Source organism: Streptomyces sp. NPDC040432 (assembly GCF_055595445.1).
In genome coordinates this window covers 460,026-474,547 of the sequence record NZ_JBVIVP010000001.1, presented here as the reverse complement: position 1 = coordinate 474,547, position 14,522 = coordinate 460,026, and the positions used below count along the sequence as shown (strand labels likewise).

Genomic DNA, 14,522 nt, shown 5'->3' with positions numbered 1-14,522 from the left:
CTACCGGGCCACCGTGCGGGACGCGAGGAGGAGGGCGATGTCGTCCGGCCGGTCGGCGGTGCCGCCGACCTCGCCGACCAGCCGGTCGGCCGTCTCCGTCAGCGGGGACGGCCGGGCGGCCGCCAGCGCGGCCCGCAACCGCTCCACGCCCGTGTCGATGTCCGTGCCCGGTGCCTCCACCAGCCCGTCCGTGTACAGCGCGAGCACCGCCCCCGGCTCCAGCACCAGCTCGGTCACCGGGTACTCCCCGCCCGGGTCGATGCCGAGGACCACCCCGCCGGGCAGGTCCAGCACCTCCGTACGGCCGTCCGTGTGACGCACCAACGGCTGCGGGTGGCCGGCGCGGACGGCCAGGGCACGGCCGGTCTCCGGGTCGAGCAGGACGTAACAGCAGCTGGCGAACTGTCCGGGGTCCAGATCGATCAGCAACTGGTTCGTGCCCCGCATGACCTGCTCCGGTGCGTTCCCGCTGAGCGCGAAGGCCCGTACCGCGCTGCGCAGCTGGCCCATGGTCGCGGCGGCGGACACCCCGTGGCCCTGGACGTCCCCGATGACCAGGGCCAACAGGCCGGCGCCGGTGATGATGACGTCGTACCAGTCGCCGCCCACGTCCATGCCGTCGGTCCCGGGCAGGTACCGGCCGACGGTGTCCACGTTCGCCAGCACCGGCAGCCGGTGCGGCAGCAGTGCCGCCTGGAGCCCGCGGGCCAGCGCCGCCTCGTTGTCGTAGCGCCGCGCCCGTTCCAGGGCCTGGGCGATCAGACCGGCCAGCGCGGTGAGGACCGTGCGCTCCTCCGGGCTGAAGCCGCGCGGCGCGTCGAAGCCGAGGATGCAGGAGCCCACCGGCCGGCCGGAGGCGATCAGCGGGAGGAAGGCGCGCGCCCCGACGTGCGCGTCCAGCGGGATCCCCGGATAGGCCTCGGCCAGGTGCTGCATCGACTCGAAGAAGATCGGGCGGCCGGAGGTCAGGGTCTCGACCCCGGGCAGCCGTACGTCGAGGGAGACCCCGTCGAAACGGTTGAGGAAGCCCTGGGGGAAACCGGTCTCCCAGGCGAGGTAGAGGTGCCGCTCGTCGAGGAGGTAGATGGCCAGCTGGCGGCCACCGAACGCGGGCAGCAGCTCGTCGGTGACCACGGCCGACACCTGGCGCGCGGTGACCGCCTCGGTCAGGGCGATGGCGAGGGCCACCGGCCGGTACAGGGCCGCGGCGCGGTCGGCCGGCGAACCCAGCCCGGAGCCGGGACTGGCCACCGACCCCGGCGCGTAGGCCGGCTTCTCGGCGGCTCCGAGGGTCACCGTCACCCCACCGGGCCCCGGGAGCAGCCCCACCGACAGCCACTCCCGCTCGGGATCGGCCGCGTCCCGGGCGGCGAAGTGGACCGGATCGCCCGACAGGAACACGGCCCTGAGGTGGTCCTCGTACGCGGGATGCCCCAGCCACGGCAGCGCCTCCCACAGGATCCGGCCCCGCAGCAGGGGCTCGCCCAGACCGAGCAGTTCCTGGGCGGAGGTGTTGGCGAAGCCGATCCGCCCCTGCCGGTCCACGGACAGCACCGCCTGGGCGAGGTGGTCCAGCGCCTCCCGGGCGTCGCCCGGAGCCGTCGGCGACGGCAGACAGATCGGGTCGGCGTTCCAGGACACCCGCTCGCCGCGCGCCGCCAGCGCTGCCAGGTCCCAGGCCAGCCGGTCGGCGACCCGGCGCAGCCGGTCCCGGTCCTCGGTCCCGACCGGCACCCCCGGCGTCGCCGGGCGCATCACCAACAGCACCCCGAACCGCTCGTGCCCCGCCGTGACGGGCTCGTAGAGGGAGGCGAACGTGAACGGCAGGCCGGCCATCAACTGGGGGAAACGCCGCATGGACGCCTCGCCGTCGTGCAGGTGCACCGACTGGCCGGCGCGGTAGGACTCGGCGACCGGGTACGGCCGGTTCACGTGCATCCGCCACCAGGGCCGGAACAGTTGCCCCGGCAGCCCGGCGAGCACGGCCATCCGCAGCAGGCCCTCGCTGTCCGAGCGCAGGTACACCCCACCCGCGAACCCGCCCAGGTCCTTCACGGCGCCGACGACGGCACTCGCGAGCACCCCGGCCGTGGCGTCGGAGGCTGGGCCGCCGCTGTCCGGTCTCGCCGTCACACAGCCAGCATGCGCCCTCGTCGGCGGGACCTGCATCCCGGCGGCGCGCGGCCCCGCCCGCCCGTACGCCGTACCGACTGACCCGAACGCCTCCCCCGTCCGAGGGACGCACCCGACCTCCCGGCCGTCACCCGGACCGGTCGCGGGGAGGGATGCCGGCATGCACCAGCCGTACGACACCCTCGCGCACCCCGCGCCCGGCGCGGCCTTCTCGGCGGCCGACGCCTTCACGCTCCGCACGGCCCTCGACGTCCTCGGCGGGGTCCGGGACCTCGACACCCTCGACGTCGCCTGCGGCCACGGCGGCTCCGCCGGGCTGCTGGCGAGCGGCGGGGCACGGCGGACCGTCGGCGTCGACAACTGCCCCGACCGCGTGCGGCTGGCCCGGGAACGGCACGGCGCGGTCGCCCCGAGCACGGTGGAGTACGTCGTCGCCGACGCCGCCTCGATGCCGCAGCTCGGTCCCTTCGACCTGGCCACCGCCGTCTACCTGTTCAGCCACGCCCCCGACCGGACCGCCCTGCACGCCATGTTCCGGGGGATCCGCTCCAACCTGCGGCCCGGCGGCCGACTGCTCTCCCTGGTCCGCAACCCCGGCGCCTTCCCGCGCGTGGACTGGTCCCCGTACGGGGTGCGCATCCTCGACCGGGTACCCGACGGGGAGGCGCCGGCGCTGCTCAAGGCGCAGTTCCTCACCGAACCGCCGCTGCACTTCGAGTACCGGGAATGGGCGCACGCCGACTTCGCCGAAGCCGCCGTCGACGCCGGTTTCACCACCGTCGGCTGGCAGCCCAGCCGTACACCGCCCGCCGACTCCACCCGCGACGAGGCCTACTGGACGGCCTACCGCGCCTGGCCGGTCAGCTCCTTGATGACCTGCACGGCCTGACACACCGGCCCGCCCGGCGCCGGCGTCGCCGCGCCATCACCGGACGGTCCGGCGCCGGTCCGGCGAGTGGCGTCCGTCCGGCGAGTGGCGTCCGTCCGGCGAGTGCCGTCCAAGGAGAGCCGTCCGCTCAAGGAGAGCCCTCCGCGGCCGACAGCCGCACCAGTTCCACGATCCGATCCCGGGCCGCCCGGCCCTCCGGTACCGGCATGAGGGGGTAGCCGTGCGGCAGGCCCGCCTCCTCGTGCCACTCCACCTCGACCCCGGCCCCGCGGGCGCGCCGCAGCAACTCCCGGCTGTCGGTCGTCAGCACGTCCCGGGTGCCGGTGAACACCGTCATCGGCGCCAGCCCGGCGAAGGAGCCGTGCAGCGGGCTCACCCGGGGATCGTCGGCGGCGAGGACGCCCGCGTACAACCTGCCGGCCTCCACCAGACCCGGCCGGGCCAGCATCGGGTCGCCCGCCTCGATCGCGGCCTGGCCCGGATGGCTCATGGTCAGGTCCAGCCACGGGGAGATCAGCACGATCCGGGACGGCTGCGCCCCGGTGCGCTCCCGCAACCGCTGCGTGGCGGCCAGCGCCAGCCCCGCGCCCGCGGAATCCCCGATCAGCACGGTTCCGCCCGCCCCACCGTCCTCGATCAGACCGCTCAGCAGGTCGGCTGCCACCGGGACCGTCCGGTCGGCGGTGCCGCGCGGGGCGAGGACGTACGCCGGTACGACGACCCGGGCCCGAGCCCGGGTGACCAGGGTGCGGATCATCGACCAGTGGGGCCGGACCAGCTCGTTGATGTACGCGCCGCCGTGCACGTACAGCACCCGCGTCACGGGCTCCTCCCCGCGCGGGGAGACGTCGTACACGGGCCAGGCTCCGACGAAGGTCCGCGAGACCTCGGCGACCCGGCCCAGCGACCGCGGCGGCAGGTGCGACGACGGCCGGCGGGCGGACTCCGCCACCCGGGCCCGGACCGCTTCCGCACTGGCGAACCGTCTTCGCCGGCCCGTCGCGATCAGCGCGGCCGAAAGCGCCCTGCTGCGCAGACTCGGCACGCCCCTCACCTCCCCTTTTCCCCTGCCCCGGACCCCGGTCCCGGGCCCCTGCCCCGTCACCTGAGGAGCATAGGCGTGAAGCTGTGCTGTCGACCCGCTTAAGAAAGTCTCGATGGACTGATCACGGTCCGAATCGGCACATTGGTGCACGTCAACGACGCCACCCGGACCCCACCGGCCCCGGCGCCCCCTCCGCATGCCTGGAGCCACCCCATGAAGGCACTCGTCAAGCACAAGGCCGAGCCCGGGCTGTGGCTCATGGACGTCCCCGAGCCCGAGTACGGCCCCGGCGACGTGCTGATCAGGGTGCTGCGGACCGGCATCTGCGGCACGGACCTGCACATCCGGGCGTGGGACGGCTGGGCGCAGGGCGCGGTCCGCACCCCGCTGGTCCTCGGCCACGAGTTCGTCGGCGAGGTCGCGGCGCTCGGCGCGGACGTCCGCGACATCGAGGTCGGCGCCCTGGTCAGCGGCGAGGGCCACCTGGTGTGCGGGAGGTGCCGCAACTGTCTGGCCGGCCGCCGCCACCTGTGCCGCAGCACGATCGGCCTCGGCGTCGGGCGTGACGGCGCCTTCGCGGAGTACGTCGTCCTGCCCGCGCAGAACGTGTGGGTCCACCGGACGGCCGTGGACCTGGACGTGGCGGCCATCTTCGACCCGTTCGGCAACGCCGTGCACACCGCGCTGTCCTTCCCGCTGGTCGGCGAGGACGTCCTGATCACCGGCGCGGGTCCGATCGGCATCATGGCGGCGGCCGTCGCCCGGCACGCCGGCGCGCGCAACGTGGTCATCACCGACGTCAGCCCGGAACGGCTGGAGATCGCCCGCAAGGCGGGTGCCACCCTCGCGGTGAACGTCGCCGAGTCCTCCATCGCCGACGCGCAGGCGCAACTCGGCCTGCGCGAGGGCTTCGACATCGGCCTGGAGATGTCGGGCCGCTCCGAGGCCATGCGCGACATGATCGACAACATGACCCACGGCGGTCGCATCGCCATGCTCGGCCTGCCGGCGCAGGAGTTCGCCGTGGACTGGGCGAAGGTCGTCACCTCGATGATCACCATCAAGGGGATCTACGGTCGCGAGATGTTCGAGACCTGGTACGCGATGACCGTGCTGTTGGAGGGCGGGCTCGACCTGTCCCCGGTCATCACCGGCCGCTACTCGCACCGCGACTTCGAGGCCGCCTTCGACGAGGCCGCCACCGCACGCAGCGGCAAGATCATCCTGGACTGGACGGCGTAACGCGCCCGACCGGCCCCCTCGAACCATCTCCCTCCGGCCGGGCCCCGCACACCCTCCCCCCTCCGCGGGGCCCGGCCCCCCTTCGCCGTACTAGGAGCACCGCACATGTTCGAGTCCGTCCGCGACGACCTCCGCACCACCCTCGACGAGATCCGCGCCGCCGGCCTGCACAAGCCCGAGCGCGTCATCGGCACCCCGCAGAACGCCGCCGTCGCCGTGACCGCGGGCGGCGCCCCGGGCGAGGTCCTCAACTTCTGCGCCAACAACTACCTGGGCCTCGCGGACCACCCCGAGGTCGTCGCCGCCGCGAAGGACGCGCTGGACCGCTGGGGCTACGGCATGGCCTCCGTCCGGTTCATCTGCGGCACCCAGGAGGTGCACAAGGAGCTGGAGGCGCGGCTGTCCGCCTTCCTCGGCCAGGAGGACACGATCCTCTACTCCTCCTGCTTCGACGCCAACGGCGGCGTTTTCGAGACCCTCCTCGGAGCCGAGGACGCGGTCATCTCCGACGCCCTCAACCACGCCTCGATCATCGACGGGATCCGCCTGTCCAAGGCCCGCCGCTTCCGCTACGCCAACCGCGACCTCGGGGAGCTCGAAGCCCGCCTGAAGGAAGCCACCGAGGGCGGCGCCCGCCGCAAGCTCGTCGTCACCGACGGCGTCTTCTCCATGGACGGCTACGTCGCCCCGCTCGCCGAGATCTGCGACCTCGCCGAGCGGTACGACGCCATGGTCATGGTCGACGACTCGCACGCCGTCGGCTTCGTCGGCCCCGGCGGCCGCGGGACCCCCGAACTCCACGGGGTCATGGACCGCGTCGACATCATCACCGGAACCCTCGGCAAGGCCCTCGGCGGTGCCTCCGGCGGTTACGTCGCCGCCCGCGCCGAGATCGTCGAGCTGCTGCGCCAGCGCTCGCGCCCGTACCTCTTCTCCAACTCCCTCGCCCCGGTCATCGCGGCGGCCTCCCTCAAGGTCCTCGACCTGCTGGAGTCGGCCGGCGACCTGCGCGAGCACCTCGCCGCGAACACCGCGCTGTTCCGTTCGAGGATGACGGAGGCGGGCTTCGAGATCCTGCCCGGCGACCACGCCATCGCCCCCGTCATGATCGGCGACGCGGCCGAGGCGGCGAGGATGGCGGAGCTGCTGCTGGAGCGCGGCGTGTACGTGATCGGCTTCTCGTACCCGGTCGTCCCGCTGGGCGCGGCCCGCATCCGCGTGCAGCTCTCGGCGGCCCACTCGACGGCCGACGTGGAGCGCGCGGTGGCCGCCTTCGTGGACGCCCGCGCGGCTCTCGTCGCTGCTCAGGGCTGACATCATGGGGGAGTGATCGACCCCCGCCGGCTGCGCATCCTGCGGGCCGTGGCGGACCACCGTACGGTGACCGCCGCGGCCGCAGCCCTCTACCTCACCCCGTCCGCCGTCTCCCAGCAGCTCGCCGCGCTGGAACAGGAGACGGGACACGCCCTGCTCACCCGCAGCGGACGGGGCGTGCGGCTCACCGCCGCCGGGGAGATCCTGCTGGGGCACGCGCACGAGGTGCTGGCCCAGCTGGAGCGGGCCGAAGCCGAACTCGCCGCGTACGCGGGCGGCGCGGCGGGCGAGGTCACCGTCGCCGCGTTCGCGACGGGCATCGCCGAGGTCCTGGCCCCCGCCATCGCCCGGCTGGGGCGGGAGCATCCGGGCATCAGGCTCCGCGTGCGGGACGCGGAGGGCGACCAGAGCCTGCCGATGCTGCTCGACGGGGAGGCGGACGTCGCCCTGGCCGTCGAGTACCGGGGCGGACCCGGCGCCGACGACGCCCGACTGTCCGTCCTCCCGCTGTACGCGGAACCCTTCGACGCGGTCCTGCCCGCCGGGCACCCCCTCGCCGACCTGCCGACCGTGGCGCTGGCGGACCTCTCCGACGCCGACTGGGTGGGCCAGTACCCGGGCAACCCCTGCTACGACGTGACCCTGCTGGCGTGCGAACTGGCAGGCTTCCAGCCCCGGTTCGTCCACTCCTCCGACGACTTCCGCGCCGTCACCGCACTGGTCGGGGCGGGGGCCGGGGTGGCCCTCGTGCCCCGTTCGGCGCTGCGCGGCATGGACCTCAAGGAGGCCCGCGTCCTGCCCGTCACCGGGGCCGCCGCCACCCGCCGGGTCTTCGCCGCGACCCGGCGCGGCGCCGAGGACCATCCGCTGATCGCCCCGGTCCTCGCCGCCCTGGTCCGCGAGGCGGAGCGGCTGCCGGCGCACTGACCCGCCCGACCCGCCTGCGGGGACGGCGCCGGCGGCGACGCGGACGCACGCCGGCCGCCCGGCCCGCCCCGGGCGGATCAGGGGTCCGGGCGCGGGCGAGCCGGTCGGGCCACGACCGTCACTCGGACTCCGTCAGGGTGCGGTACGCCTCGTGCCGTACGTCAGGTCGCGGGTGCCGGCGCAGTGCGCGCAGCAGGACCCGCCACTCCTCGGGCCAGCTCAGCACGGTGCCCATCCCGGCCACGAGGGCGCAGGCCAGCAGGCCGGCGCCGACCCGGCCGTCCCGGGCCAGCCGGTCGGCCACCTTCAGCAGACCCCCGGCGCGCGGCGGCAGCGCGCTTTGTCCCCAGTGGGGTCGCAGCCGCCCCGCCAGCTGCCCCGCGACAACCGCGCCGGCGTCCTCAAGGGCCTCCGCGAGGTCCTCCATGCGGCGCGTGACCTCATCGGGTTCGGCGTGCAGGTCGACCAGGGACCGCAGCAGCTCCGCGCGTTCCGCGGCGAGCAGCGGATGCCCCGCCAACTGCGCGGCGAGCGACTCCGGCAGCTCGGCCCCGCTGTCGCGGACGGCGGACGTGGACACCAGCGAGCGCAGTCGTTGCAGGGCCGGCAGGTCGCGGTCCCCGACGGCGTCGAGGCCACCCTCGGGGCCGTCCAGCGAGACCAGCAACCCGGCGATCGCGCCGTGCAGCACGCTGCCCGGGGCCGCGCCGCCCAGCGGGTGCGGCAGCGTCGAGGAGGCCAGGTCGCGCAGTGCCGAGGCCACGCCCGCCCAGCGAGTCCGCCGGTCGAGGTCGCAGACCGTACGGGAGAGCCGTTCGCCCAGTCCGGGGGCGTACACGGCCCAGAGGCCCAGGCTCCGGATCGTCGAATGGCCCTGGAGACCGCTCGCGGTGTGGCTGAGCACGGCGTCGTACAGGGAGTCGACGAGGAGGGCCCAGCGGGCGCGGTGCTCCCGCGGCAGCTGCCGGGGGCCGACCGCCACCAGGGCGGCGAGCAGGGCGGGGTCGCCCTCGCGCGCGGCCTCGTCGAGCAACCGCCACGCTTCCGGGACGCCCAGCAGCGCGGGCAGGGCCCGCACGACGGTGGAGCGGACGTCCGGGTGACGGTCGGGAGCCCGGAACGCGTGCGCCAGCAGGGCCGCGGTCCGCCGCTGCGGCAGGTGCAGGGCCGCGAGTCGGATCGCCTCCTTCCTGGACGTCACCTTCGCGGGCTGCTCACCGGTCAGCAACGGTCCCAACAGCAAGGCCAGTTCGGAGGGGGCGGTGTGGTCGGCGGCGCGCGCCGCCGCGTACACGGCGACCCGTGCCCGGTCGGTGCCGGCGTGCTCCAGGAGGACCGCCAGGGCGTCCCGGGGCCGGTCGGTCCGGGCCAGGGAGCCGAGCGCGGCCTCGGCGAGTACCACGTCCGGGGCGTCGGTGTGGGCCGTCACCGACGCGTACCCCAGCTCCGGGACCGGGGCGGCGGCCCGGATCGCGGCGGCCCGATCGGTGAGGGGGAGGGAGACGTCCGCGGCCGTCGCGGCGGCGATCCGTACGGCCGTGGCCTGTTGGCGGGGCAGCCACCGGTCGCTGTGGTCGAGGTCCGGCAGCGGGGGCGGGGAGCCGGGCAGCAGGAACCGGCCGTGGGGCGGGGCGTCGTGGAGCAGTGCGTCCAACAGGTCCGTGCGCGACCGGCACACGACCTCCAGCACGCGCGGCAGGACGACCGCCGAGGGTTCCAGGGCGATGATGTGCGCCACCCGGGGACCGCGGGTCGCGGGCGCGTCCAACCAAAGTTCCACCGCTGCCCGGAAGGTGGTGTCATCACCCCGTTCCAGCGCGGTGACCAGCATGTTCTGAAGGTCGGGCATCCGTCGGGCCCGGGGTCCGAGGGCGTGGGCCAGGCCGAGCAGCAGACGGAAGTCGGCCCGTGCGGCGGCGGCTTCGAGCCAGGGGCGCAGGGCGTCGAACACCTGGTGCTCCTGGCCGCGGCGCAACGCCCGGTACAGGGGGCCGAAGGTGGGGGCTCCCTCCAGGCCCGTGATCCGGGCCAGGGTGTCCAGGGCCCAGGACGACAGGGCCGTGTCGGGACCGGTGGCGTGCTCGACGAGCACGCGCTCGGCGAGCGTGCGCAGGGCCGTCCGGCTCCCGTCCGAGCCGTCCGGAGCCTCCAGGGCGTCGGTGGCGATCCGCTCCAGCGCCGCCACGTCATCGGCGTGGAGCACGCGGGGCGCCGTCGTGGCCAAGGCCCCGAGCGCGGCGCGACGCACGGGATCCCGGTCGTTGCGCAGGTGCCGCGTCGCCCCAAGCATCTCGGCGACTGCCGCGCGGCCGCCGTCGCGGGTGGCGCCCGCGACCAGCAGCGGCCAGGCCGTCTCCCGGTCTTCGGCGTCGGAACGCCGGACGGCGGCGAGCAGCGCGGTCCGCGACCGGGTGAACGGGCCGTGCCCGAGCACGTCCAGGTCTTCCCACCAGCAGTCCTCGGCCGGGTCGAACTCGGCTTCGGCCCGCCGGACGGCGGCCCACCGCTGTTCCCGGGGCAGCAGGGCGAGCACGTCCACGTGCGGCCACGCCACCGGCGCGCCGGCGGTGACCTCCGAGTCGAAGGCCTGCCGGGAGCCGGGGGGCAGGGCCTTCAGGAGCGCCGTGTAGTGCAGGTCGCGGTGGTTCCAGTGGCGGCCCAGCGCGGGCAGGGAGACGGGAGCGGCCCGGACCAGCCGACGCATCACCCGCGGCGGCGGCACCCGTTCGAAGCGCGCCTCCTGTCGGTCGGGGGAGACGATCCAGCGGACCACCCGTTCGGCGTCGACATCGATCAGGGCGCCCAACCCGTCGTACAGCGGGTGCGGCAGGGCGGCGGGCCCGTACCGTTCCAGCAGGTCGAGCACCCCGGCGGGGCGCTGCGGCGCCAGCGCCGAGACCGCCGTGGCGTGCACCCGCCACCACGTGTCCCGATCGTGCCCGGGAGACCGCTCCGCCAACGCGGTCCCGAAGTGGTCCAGCACCGCGTCGGGATGGCGGCGGGCGAAGCCCGGCCAGCCCTCCACGGCGTGCGCGAGGGAAGGCAGGTGCCGTGCCACGAAGGGGGCCGAGCAGGCCGGTAGCAGCCGTACCGCCTCCGCGTCACCCCACTCGCCGCGGAGCCGTTCGACCAGCCGCTCGGTGAGCGCGGTCCGGCCGCCGCGGAGCAGCAGCCGGGCCAGCCGCTGCCGTAGGGCGGTCGGGGCATCCTCGTACGCGGCTTCGATCGCCGCGTCCGGGACGGACGGGCTGCGGGCCGCGCGCAGGGCGTACGAGGCGACGCACCGATCGGGGTCGGTCAGGCGCGTGGCCAGGAAGTCGGTGTCCCGCCCGGCGAAGGCCGCGAGTGCGGCGAGGCGCCGCTCGTACGGGCCGAGCGCGTCCAACTCGGCCAGCAGAAACCCGAGTTCTCCGGTGGCGGCGAGGCGGTGGGCGGTCTGCGCGGTGAGGGCGAGGCGCGCGGGGAAGGGCAGCGGTTCGAGTACGGAGAGCAGCTGCTCCGCGGTGGTGGGCATCCGGAGATTCTGCCCGGGGTGATCCGTACGCGCGATCGAATAAGGGGGTGCCGGGTGTCCGGCACCGCCGCCGGGGGGCGGGTGCCCGGGAGGGGTGCGGCGGCCGGCCTCCGGCCCCGGGTCAGACGCGGACCACCTGGACCCCCGCCTCCTCGAACCGCGCGGCGACCTCGGCCGCCAGGCCGGTGTCCGTCACCAGGACGTCCACGGCGGCGGTCGGGCAGATGCGGGCGAACGCGCGGACCCCGAGCTTCGAGGAGTCCGCCGCGACGACCACGCGGCGCGCCCGCTCGCACAGCAGGTGGTTCACCGCCGCCTCGTCCTCGTGTCGGGTGGCCGCGCCGTCCGCCGGGTCGAAGGCGTCGACCCCGACGACGGCCGTGTCGACGGTGAGCCGGCCGAGCGTCTGCTGGGCCAACGGGCCGGTGAGTTCGTACGACTGGGGTCGGGCCACCCCACCCGTCAACACGATCTTGAACTGGGGTCGGATGACGAGTTCGCCCGCGATGTTCAGGGCGTTGGTGACCACGGTGAGCGCGGGGGAGCCGGTGGCCAGGTCGGGTCGGGCCGCCAGCGCGCGGGCCACCTCCGTCGTCGTGGTGCCGCCGGTCAGACCGACGACCTCGCCCGGCGCCACCAGCGCGGCGACCGCCTCGCTGATCCGCTGCTTCTCGGCGGCCCGGCGGGTCGACCGGTAGCGCAGGGGGAGCTCGTACGACACCCCGTGCGGCACCGCCCCGCCCCGCGTGCGGACCAGGAGCTGCTGCTCGGCGAGCTGGTCCAGGTCGCGCCGGATCGTCGCGGCGGACACGCCGAGCGCCTCGGCGGCCGGCTCCACCTCCAGCCCGCCCCGCTCCACCAGCAGGTCCAGCAGTCTCTGCCAGCGTTCCTTGCGGGTCATGGCGCCCTCCCGAGTTCTCCCCTGGCCGCCGCTTCGGCCCCGTTGTCGAGATTAACCCAGGGCGCCACCCCGAAGATGCTTGAAGTTGCGCGAAAGAGGCCGCTACCTTGCAGGAACACGCACCCAACGCGCAGGGAGCCCGCATGAGTCACGTCGCGAACGAGTTGGCCACGCAGCCCGAATGCTGGGAGCGGGCCGCCGAACTGGCCCCGTCCCGGCGGACCGTACTGCCGCAACCCGGGGAACGCACCGCCATCGTCGGGTGCGGCACCTCCTACTACATGGCCCAGGCGGCCGCCGCGCTGCGCGAGGAGGCCGGGCAGGGCGAGACCGACGCCTTCCCCGCCTCCGAGTTCCCCCGCCACCGGCGCTACGACCGGGTGGTGGCCCTGACCCGCTCCGGCACCACCACCGAGGTGCTGGACCTCCTCGCCGGGCTGAAGGAGGCCGGGGTGGCCACCACCGCCGTCATCGGCGACCCCGACACCCCGGTGATCGCCCTCGCCGACGAACTGGTCGTCCTCGACTTCGCCGACGAACGCTCCGTCGTCCAGACCCGGTTCGCCACCACCGCCCTCACCCTGCTCCGGGCCCACGTCGGCGCGCACACCCCGGCCGCCGTCGCCGACGCCCGCACCGCGCTCGCCGCACCGCTGCCCGTCGGCGCCGAAACCCGGGGCCAGTTCACCTTCCTCGGCCGCGGCTGGAGCGTCGGCCTGGCCCACGAGGCCGCCCTCAAGATGCGCGAGGCCTCCCTGTCGTGGGCCGAGTCCTACCCGGCCATGGAGTACCGACACGGCCCCGTCAGCGTCACCGGACCCGGCTCCGTCACCTGGTCCCTGGGCGGGACCCCCGACGGCATCGCCGAACAGGTCCTCGGCACCGGCGCCGCCTGGGTGGCCGGCACGCTCGACCCGCTCGCCGAACTGGTCCGCGTCCACCGGCTCGCCGTCGCCGTCGCCGCGCACCGCGAGCTGGACCCCGACGCACCCCGCAACCTGACCCGCTCGGTCGTCCTCACGAACACCGCGGGAGCCCTCCGATGACCCTCGCCACCACCGGGACCCTCGTCGCGGACGCGGCCGGCGCCGGCCGCGCCGTGGCCGCCTTCAACATCATCACCCTGGAACACGCCGAGGCCGTGGTCGAGGGCGCCGAACGGGCCGGACTCCCCGTCATCCTCCAACTCAGCGAGAACGCGGTGAAGTTCCGCGGCGGAGCCCTGCTGCCCATCGCCCGAGCCGCAGCCGCCTGCGCCGAGGCCGCCCGGGTCCCCGTCGGCCTGCACCTCGACCACGTCAAGAGCCCCGACCTGCTGCGCCGGGCCGTGGACGCCGGATTCGGGTCGGTGATGTACGACGCCGCGCACCTGCCCTACGCCGAGAACCTGGAGGCCACCCGCTCGGCCGCCGACTGGGCCCACGTCAACGGGCTGTGGATCGAGGCCGAGCTGGGCGAGGTCGGCGGGAAGAACGGCGCCGCGCCGCTGGATCCGCACGCGCCCGGCGCCCGCACCGACCCCGACGAGGCGCGCAGATTCGTCGCCGACTCCGGTGTGGACGCCCTCGCCGTGGCCATCGGCAGCAGCCACGCCATGACCCGCCGCACCGCGGCACTGGACCACGCCCTGCTGGCCCGGCTCGCCAAGACCGTCGACGTACCCCTGGTCCTGCACGGTTCCTCCGGCCTGCCGGACACCGAACTCGCCGCGGCGGTGGCCGGTGGCATCCGCAAGGTCAACATCGGCACCGCCCTGAACGTGGCCATGACCGAGGCCATCCGCACCCACCTGACCCCCGCGGACCCCAGGCCCTATCTCACGGCCGCCCGGACGGCCATGGCGGACACGGCCGAGGCTATGATCAGCGCCCTGAACTGACGGGACGCGACCGGCCACGGGAGCGAGGGACCCGGCGCTCGTGACGGCCGGCGGCGGGGGAGCGGGGACGGACCATGGACGACCGGCGCTCCCGCGACCGCACCGACCGCCGCCGGTTCCTCGCCCTGACCGGCGGGGCCGCGCTGCTGCTCGCCGGGGTCGGCGCGGCCGCCCTGTGGCCCGACCCGAACCCGGCCCCGGAGTCGGAACGGGAGCCCGACCGGCGGCGTGTCCGTACCGACACCGAACCCCTGAACAGCCGCTTCGAGCAGGCCCTCGGACCGCTCTCCGATCCCCACTGGCTCGGCTACGACATCGACGCCTCCTCCGCCGGCCGTTTCCTCCCCGGCCCGGACTCCCGCATCCGGCTCGTCGGCATCGCCCGGATGCGCCCCGGATCGGCAGCGGACATCGTCGAACGCTCCGGCCACCCCTTCGTGCCCGCCGACCTCCCCGCCCCGCCCGCCCCGCTGTCGGCCCACGTGCCGGCCGGCGCTCGGTGGCGGACCAGCCCCGCGTTCGACACCGCCGCGAACCGGCCCGGTCCGTCGGTCGTGCCGTCGGGCACCCACCATTTCGACGCGGCCCTCGACCTCGTCTGGTTCGACCTCGTCCTCCTCCACACCTGAGCGACGGACACCCCGGACGTCCACCGGGCGGGAGGACGAGTCCTCGGGC

General features: G+C 75.1%; 11 protein-coding genes. 7 read left to right on the top strand and 4 right to left on the bottom strand.

Annotated elements, in window-relative coordinates:
* Nucleotides 1-2,169: a SpoIIE family protein phosphatase gene (locus ACZ58N_RS02160; RefSeq protein WP_471155195.1), complete on the bottom strand. Its 2,169-nt coding sequence runs from the start codon at nucleotides 2,167-2,169 to the stop codon at nucleotides 1-3.
* A gap of 124 nt (nucleotides 2,170-2,293) precedes the next feature.
* On the opposite strand from ACZ58N_RS02160, the gene ACZ58N_RS02155 reads away from it, so the two are divergent.
* Nucleotides 2,294-3,022, top strand: coding sequence for a class I SAM-dependent methyltransferase (locus tag ACZ58N_RS02155; protein WP_471154497.1), 729 nt, complete (start codon nucleotides 2,294-2,296; stop codon nucleotides 3,020-3,022).
* Nucleotides 3,023-3,149: 127 nt separating this feature from the next.
* On the opposite strand, the gene ACZ58N_RS02150 is transcribed toward ACZ58N_RS02155, so the two are convergent.
* A complete protein-coding gene (locus tag ACZ58N_RS02150; RefSeq protein WP_471154495.1) occupies nucleotides 3,150-4,067 on the bottom strand; it encodes an alpha/beta hydrolase fold domain-containing protein in 918 nt (305 codons plus the stop codon).
* Between the two features lie 213 nt (nucleotides 4,068-4,280).
* Here ACZ58N_RS02150 and tdh point away from each other — a divergent pair, with 213 nt between their 5' ends.
* The 3 genes from tdh to ACZ58N_RS02135 all read left to right on the top strand — a co-directional run bounded on the left by tdh (nucleotide 4,281) and on the right by ACZ58N_RS02135 (nucleotide 7,550).
* On the top strand, nucleotides 4,281-5,309 hold the full coding sequence (tdh, locus tag ACZ58N_RS02145) for an L-threonine 3-dehydrogenase (protein ID WP_471154492.1): 1,029 nt from the start codon (nucleotides 4,281-4,283) through the stop codon (nucleotides 5,307-5,309).
* A 105-nt stretch (nucleotides 5,310-5,414) separates the two neighbouring features.
* Nucleotides 5,415-6,623, top strand: coding sequence for a glycine C-acetyltransferase (locus tag ACZ58N_RS02140; protein WP_471154489.1), 1,209 nt, complete (start codon nucleotides 5,415-5,417; stop codon nucleotides 6,621-6,623).
* Nucleotides 6,624-6,635: 12 nt separating this feature from the next.
* Nucleotides 6,636-7,550: a LysR family transcriptional regulator gene (locus ACZ58N_RS02135; protein WP_471154487.1), complete on the top strand. Its 915-nt coding sequence runs from the start codon at nucleotides 6,636-6,638 to the stop codon at nucleotides 7,548-7,550.
* A 118-nt stretch (nucleotides 7,551-7,668) separates the two neighbouring features.
* On the opposite strand, the gene ACZ58N_RS02130 is transcribed toward ACZ58N_RS02135, so the two are convergent.
* Together ACZ58N_RS02130 and ACZ58N_RS02125 are read right to left on the bottom strand one after the other, a co-directional pair.
* Nucleotides 7,669-11,064 carry a hypothetical protein gene (locus ACZ58N_RS02130; protein WP_471154485.1) on the bottom strand — a complete coding sequence of 1,132 codons (3,396 nt, stop codon included), beginning with the start codon at nucleotides 11,062-11,064 and terminating at the stop codon, nucleotides 7,669-7,671.
* A gap of 121 nt (nucleotides 11,065-11,185) precedes the next feature.
* Complete coding sequence (locus ACZ58N_RS02125) at nucleotides 11,186-11,965, bottom strand: DeoR/GlpR family DNA-binding transcription regulator (protein ID WP_471154483.1); 780 nt, start codon at nucleotides 11,963-11,965, stop codon at nucleotides 11,186-11,188.
* A 143-nt stretch (nucleotides 11,966-12,108) separates the two neighbouring features.
* On the opposite strand from ACZ58N_RS02125, the gene ACZ58N_RS02120 reads away from it, so the two are divergent.
* From ACZ58N_RS02120 to ACZ58N_RS02110, 3 genes are all read left to right on the top strand, one after another.
* Nucleotides 12,109-13,011: an SIS domain-containing protein gene (locus tag ACZ58N_RS02120; RefSeq protein ID WP_471154482.1), complete on the top strand. Its 903-nt coding sequence runs from the start codon at nucleotides 12,109-12,111 to the stop codon at nucleotides 13,009-13,011.
* Nucleotides 13,008-13,844 carry a class II fructose-bisphosphate aldolase gene (locus ACZ58N_RS02115; RefSeq protein ID WP_471154479.1) on the top strand — a complete coding sequence of 279 codons (837 nt, stop codon included), beginning with the start codon at nucleotides 13,008-13,010 and terminating at the stop codon, nucleotides 13,842-13,844. Before ACZ58N_RS02120 ends, ACZ58N_RS02115 begins: the two co-directional genes overlap by 4 nt.
* A gap of 74 nt (nucleotides 13,845-13,918) precedes the next feature.
* The gene (locus ACZ58N_RS02110) at nucleotides 13,919-14,473 is read left to right on the top strand and encodes a hypothetical protein (protein ID WP_471154477.1); all 555 of its coding nucleotides are present in this window, start codon (nucleotides 13,919-13,921) and stop codon (nucleotides 14,471-14,473) included.
* Nucleotides 14,474-14,522 lie beyond the last annotated feature (49 nt).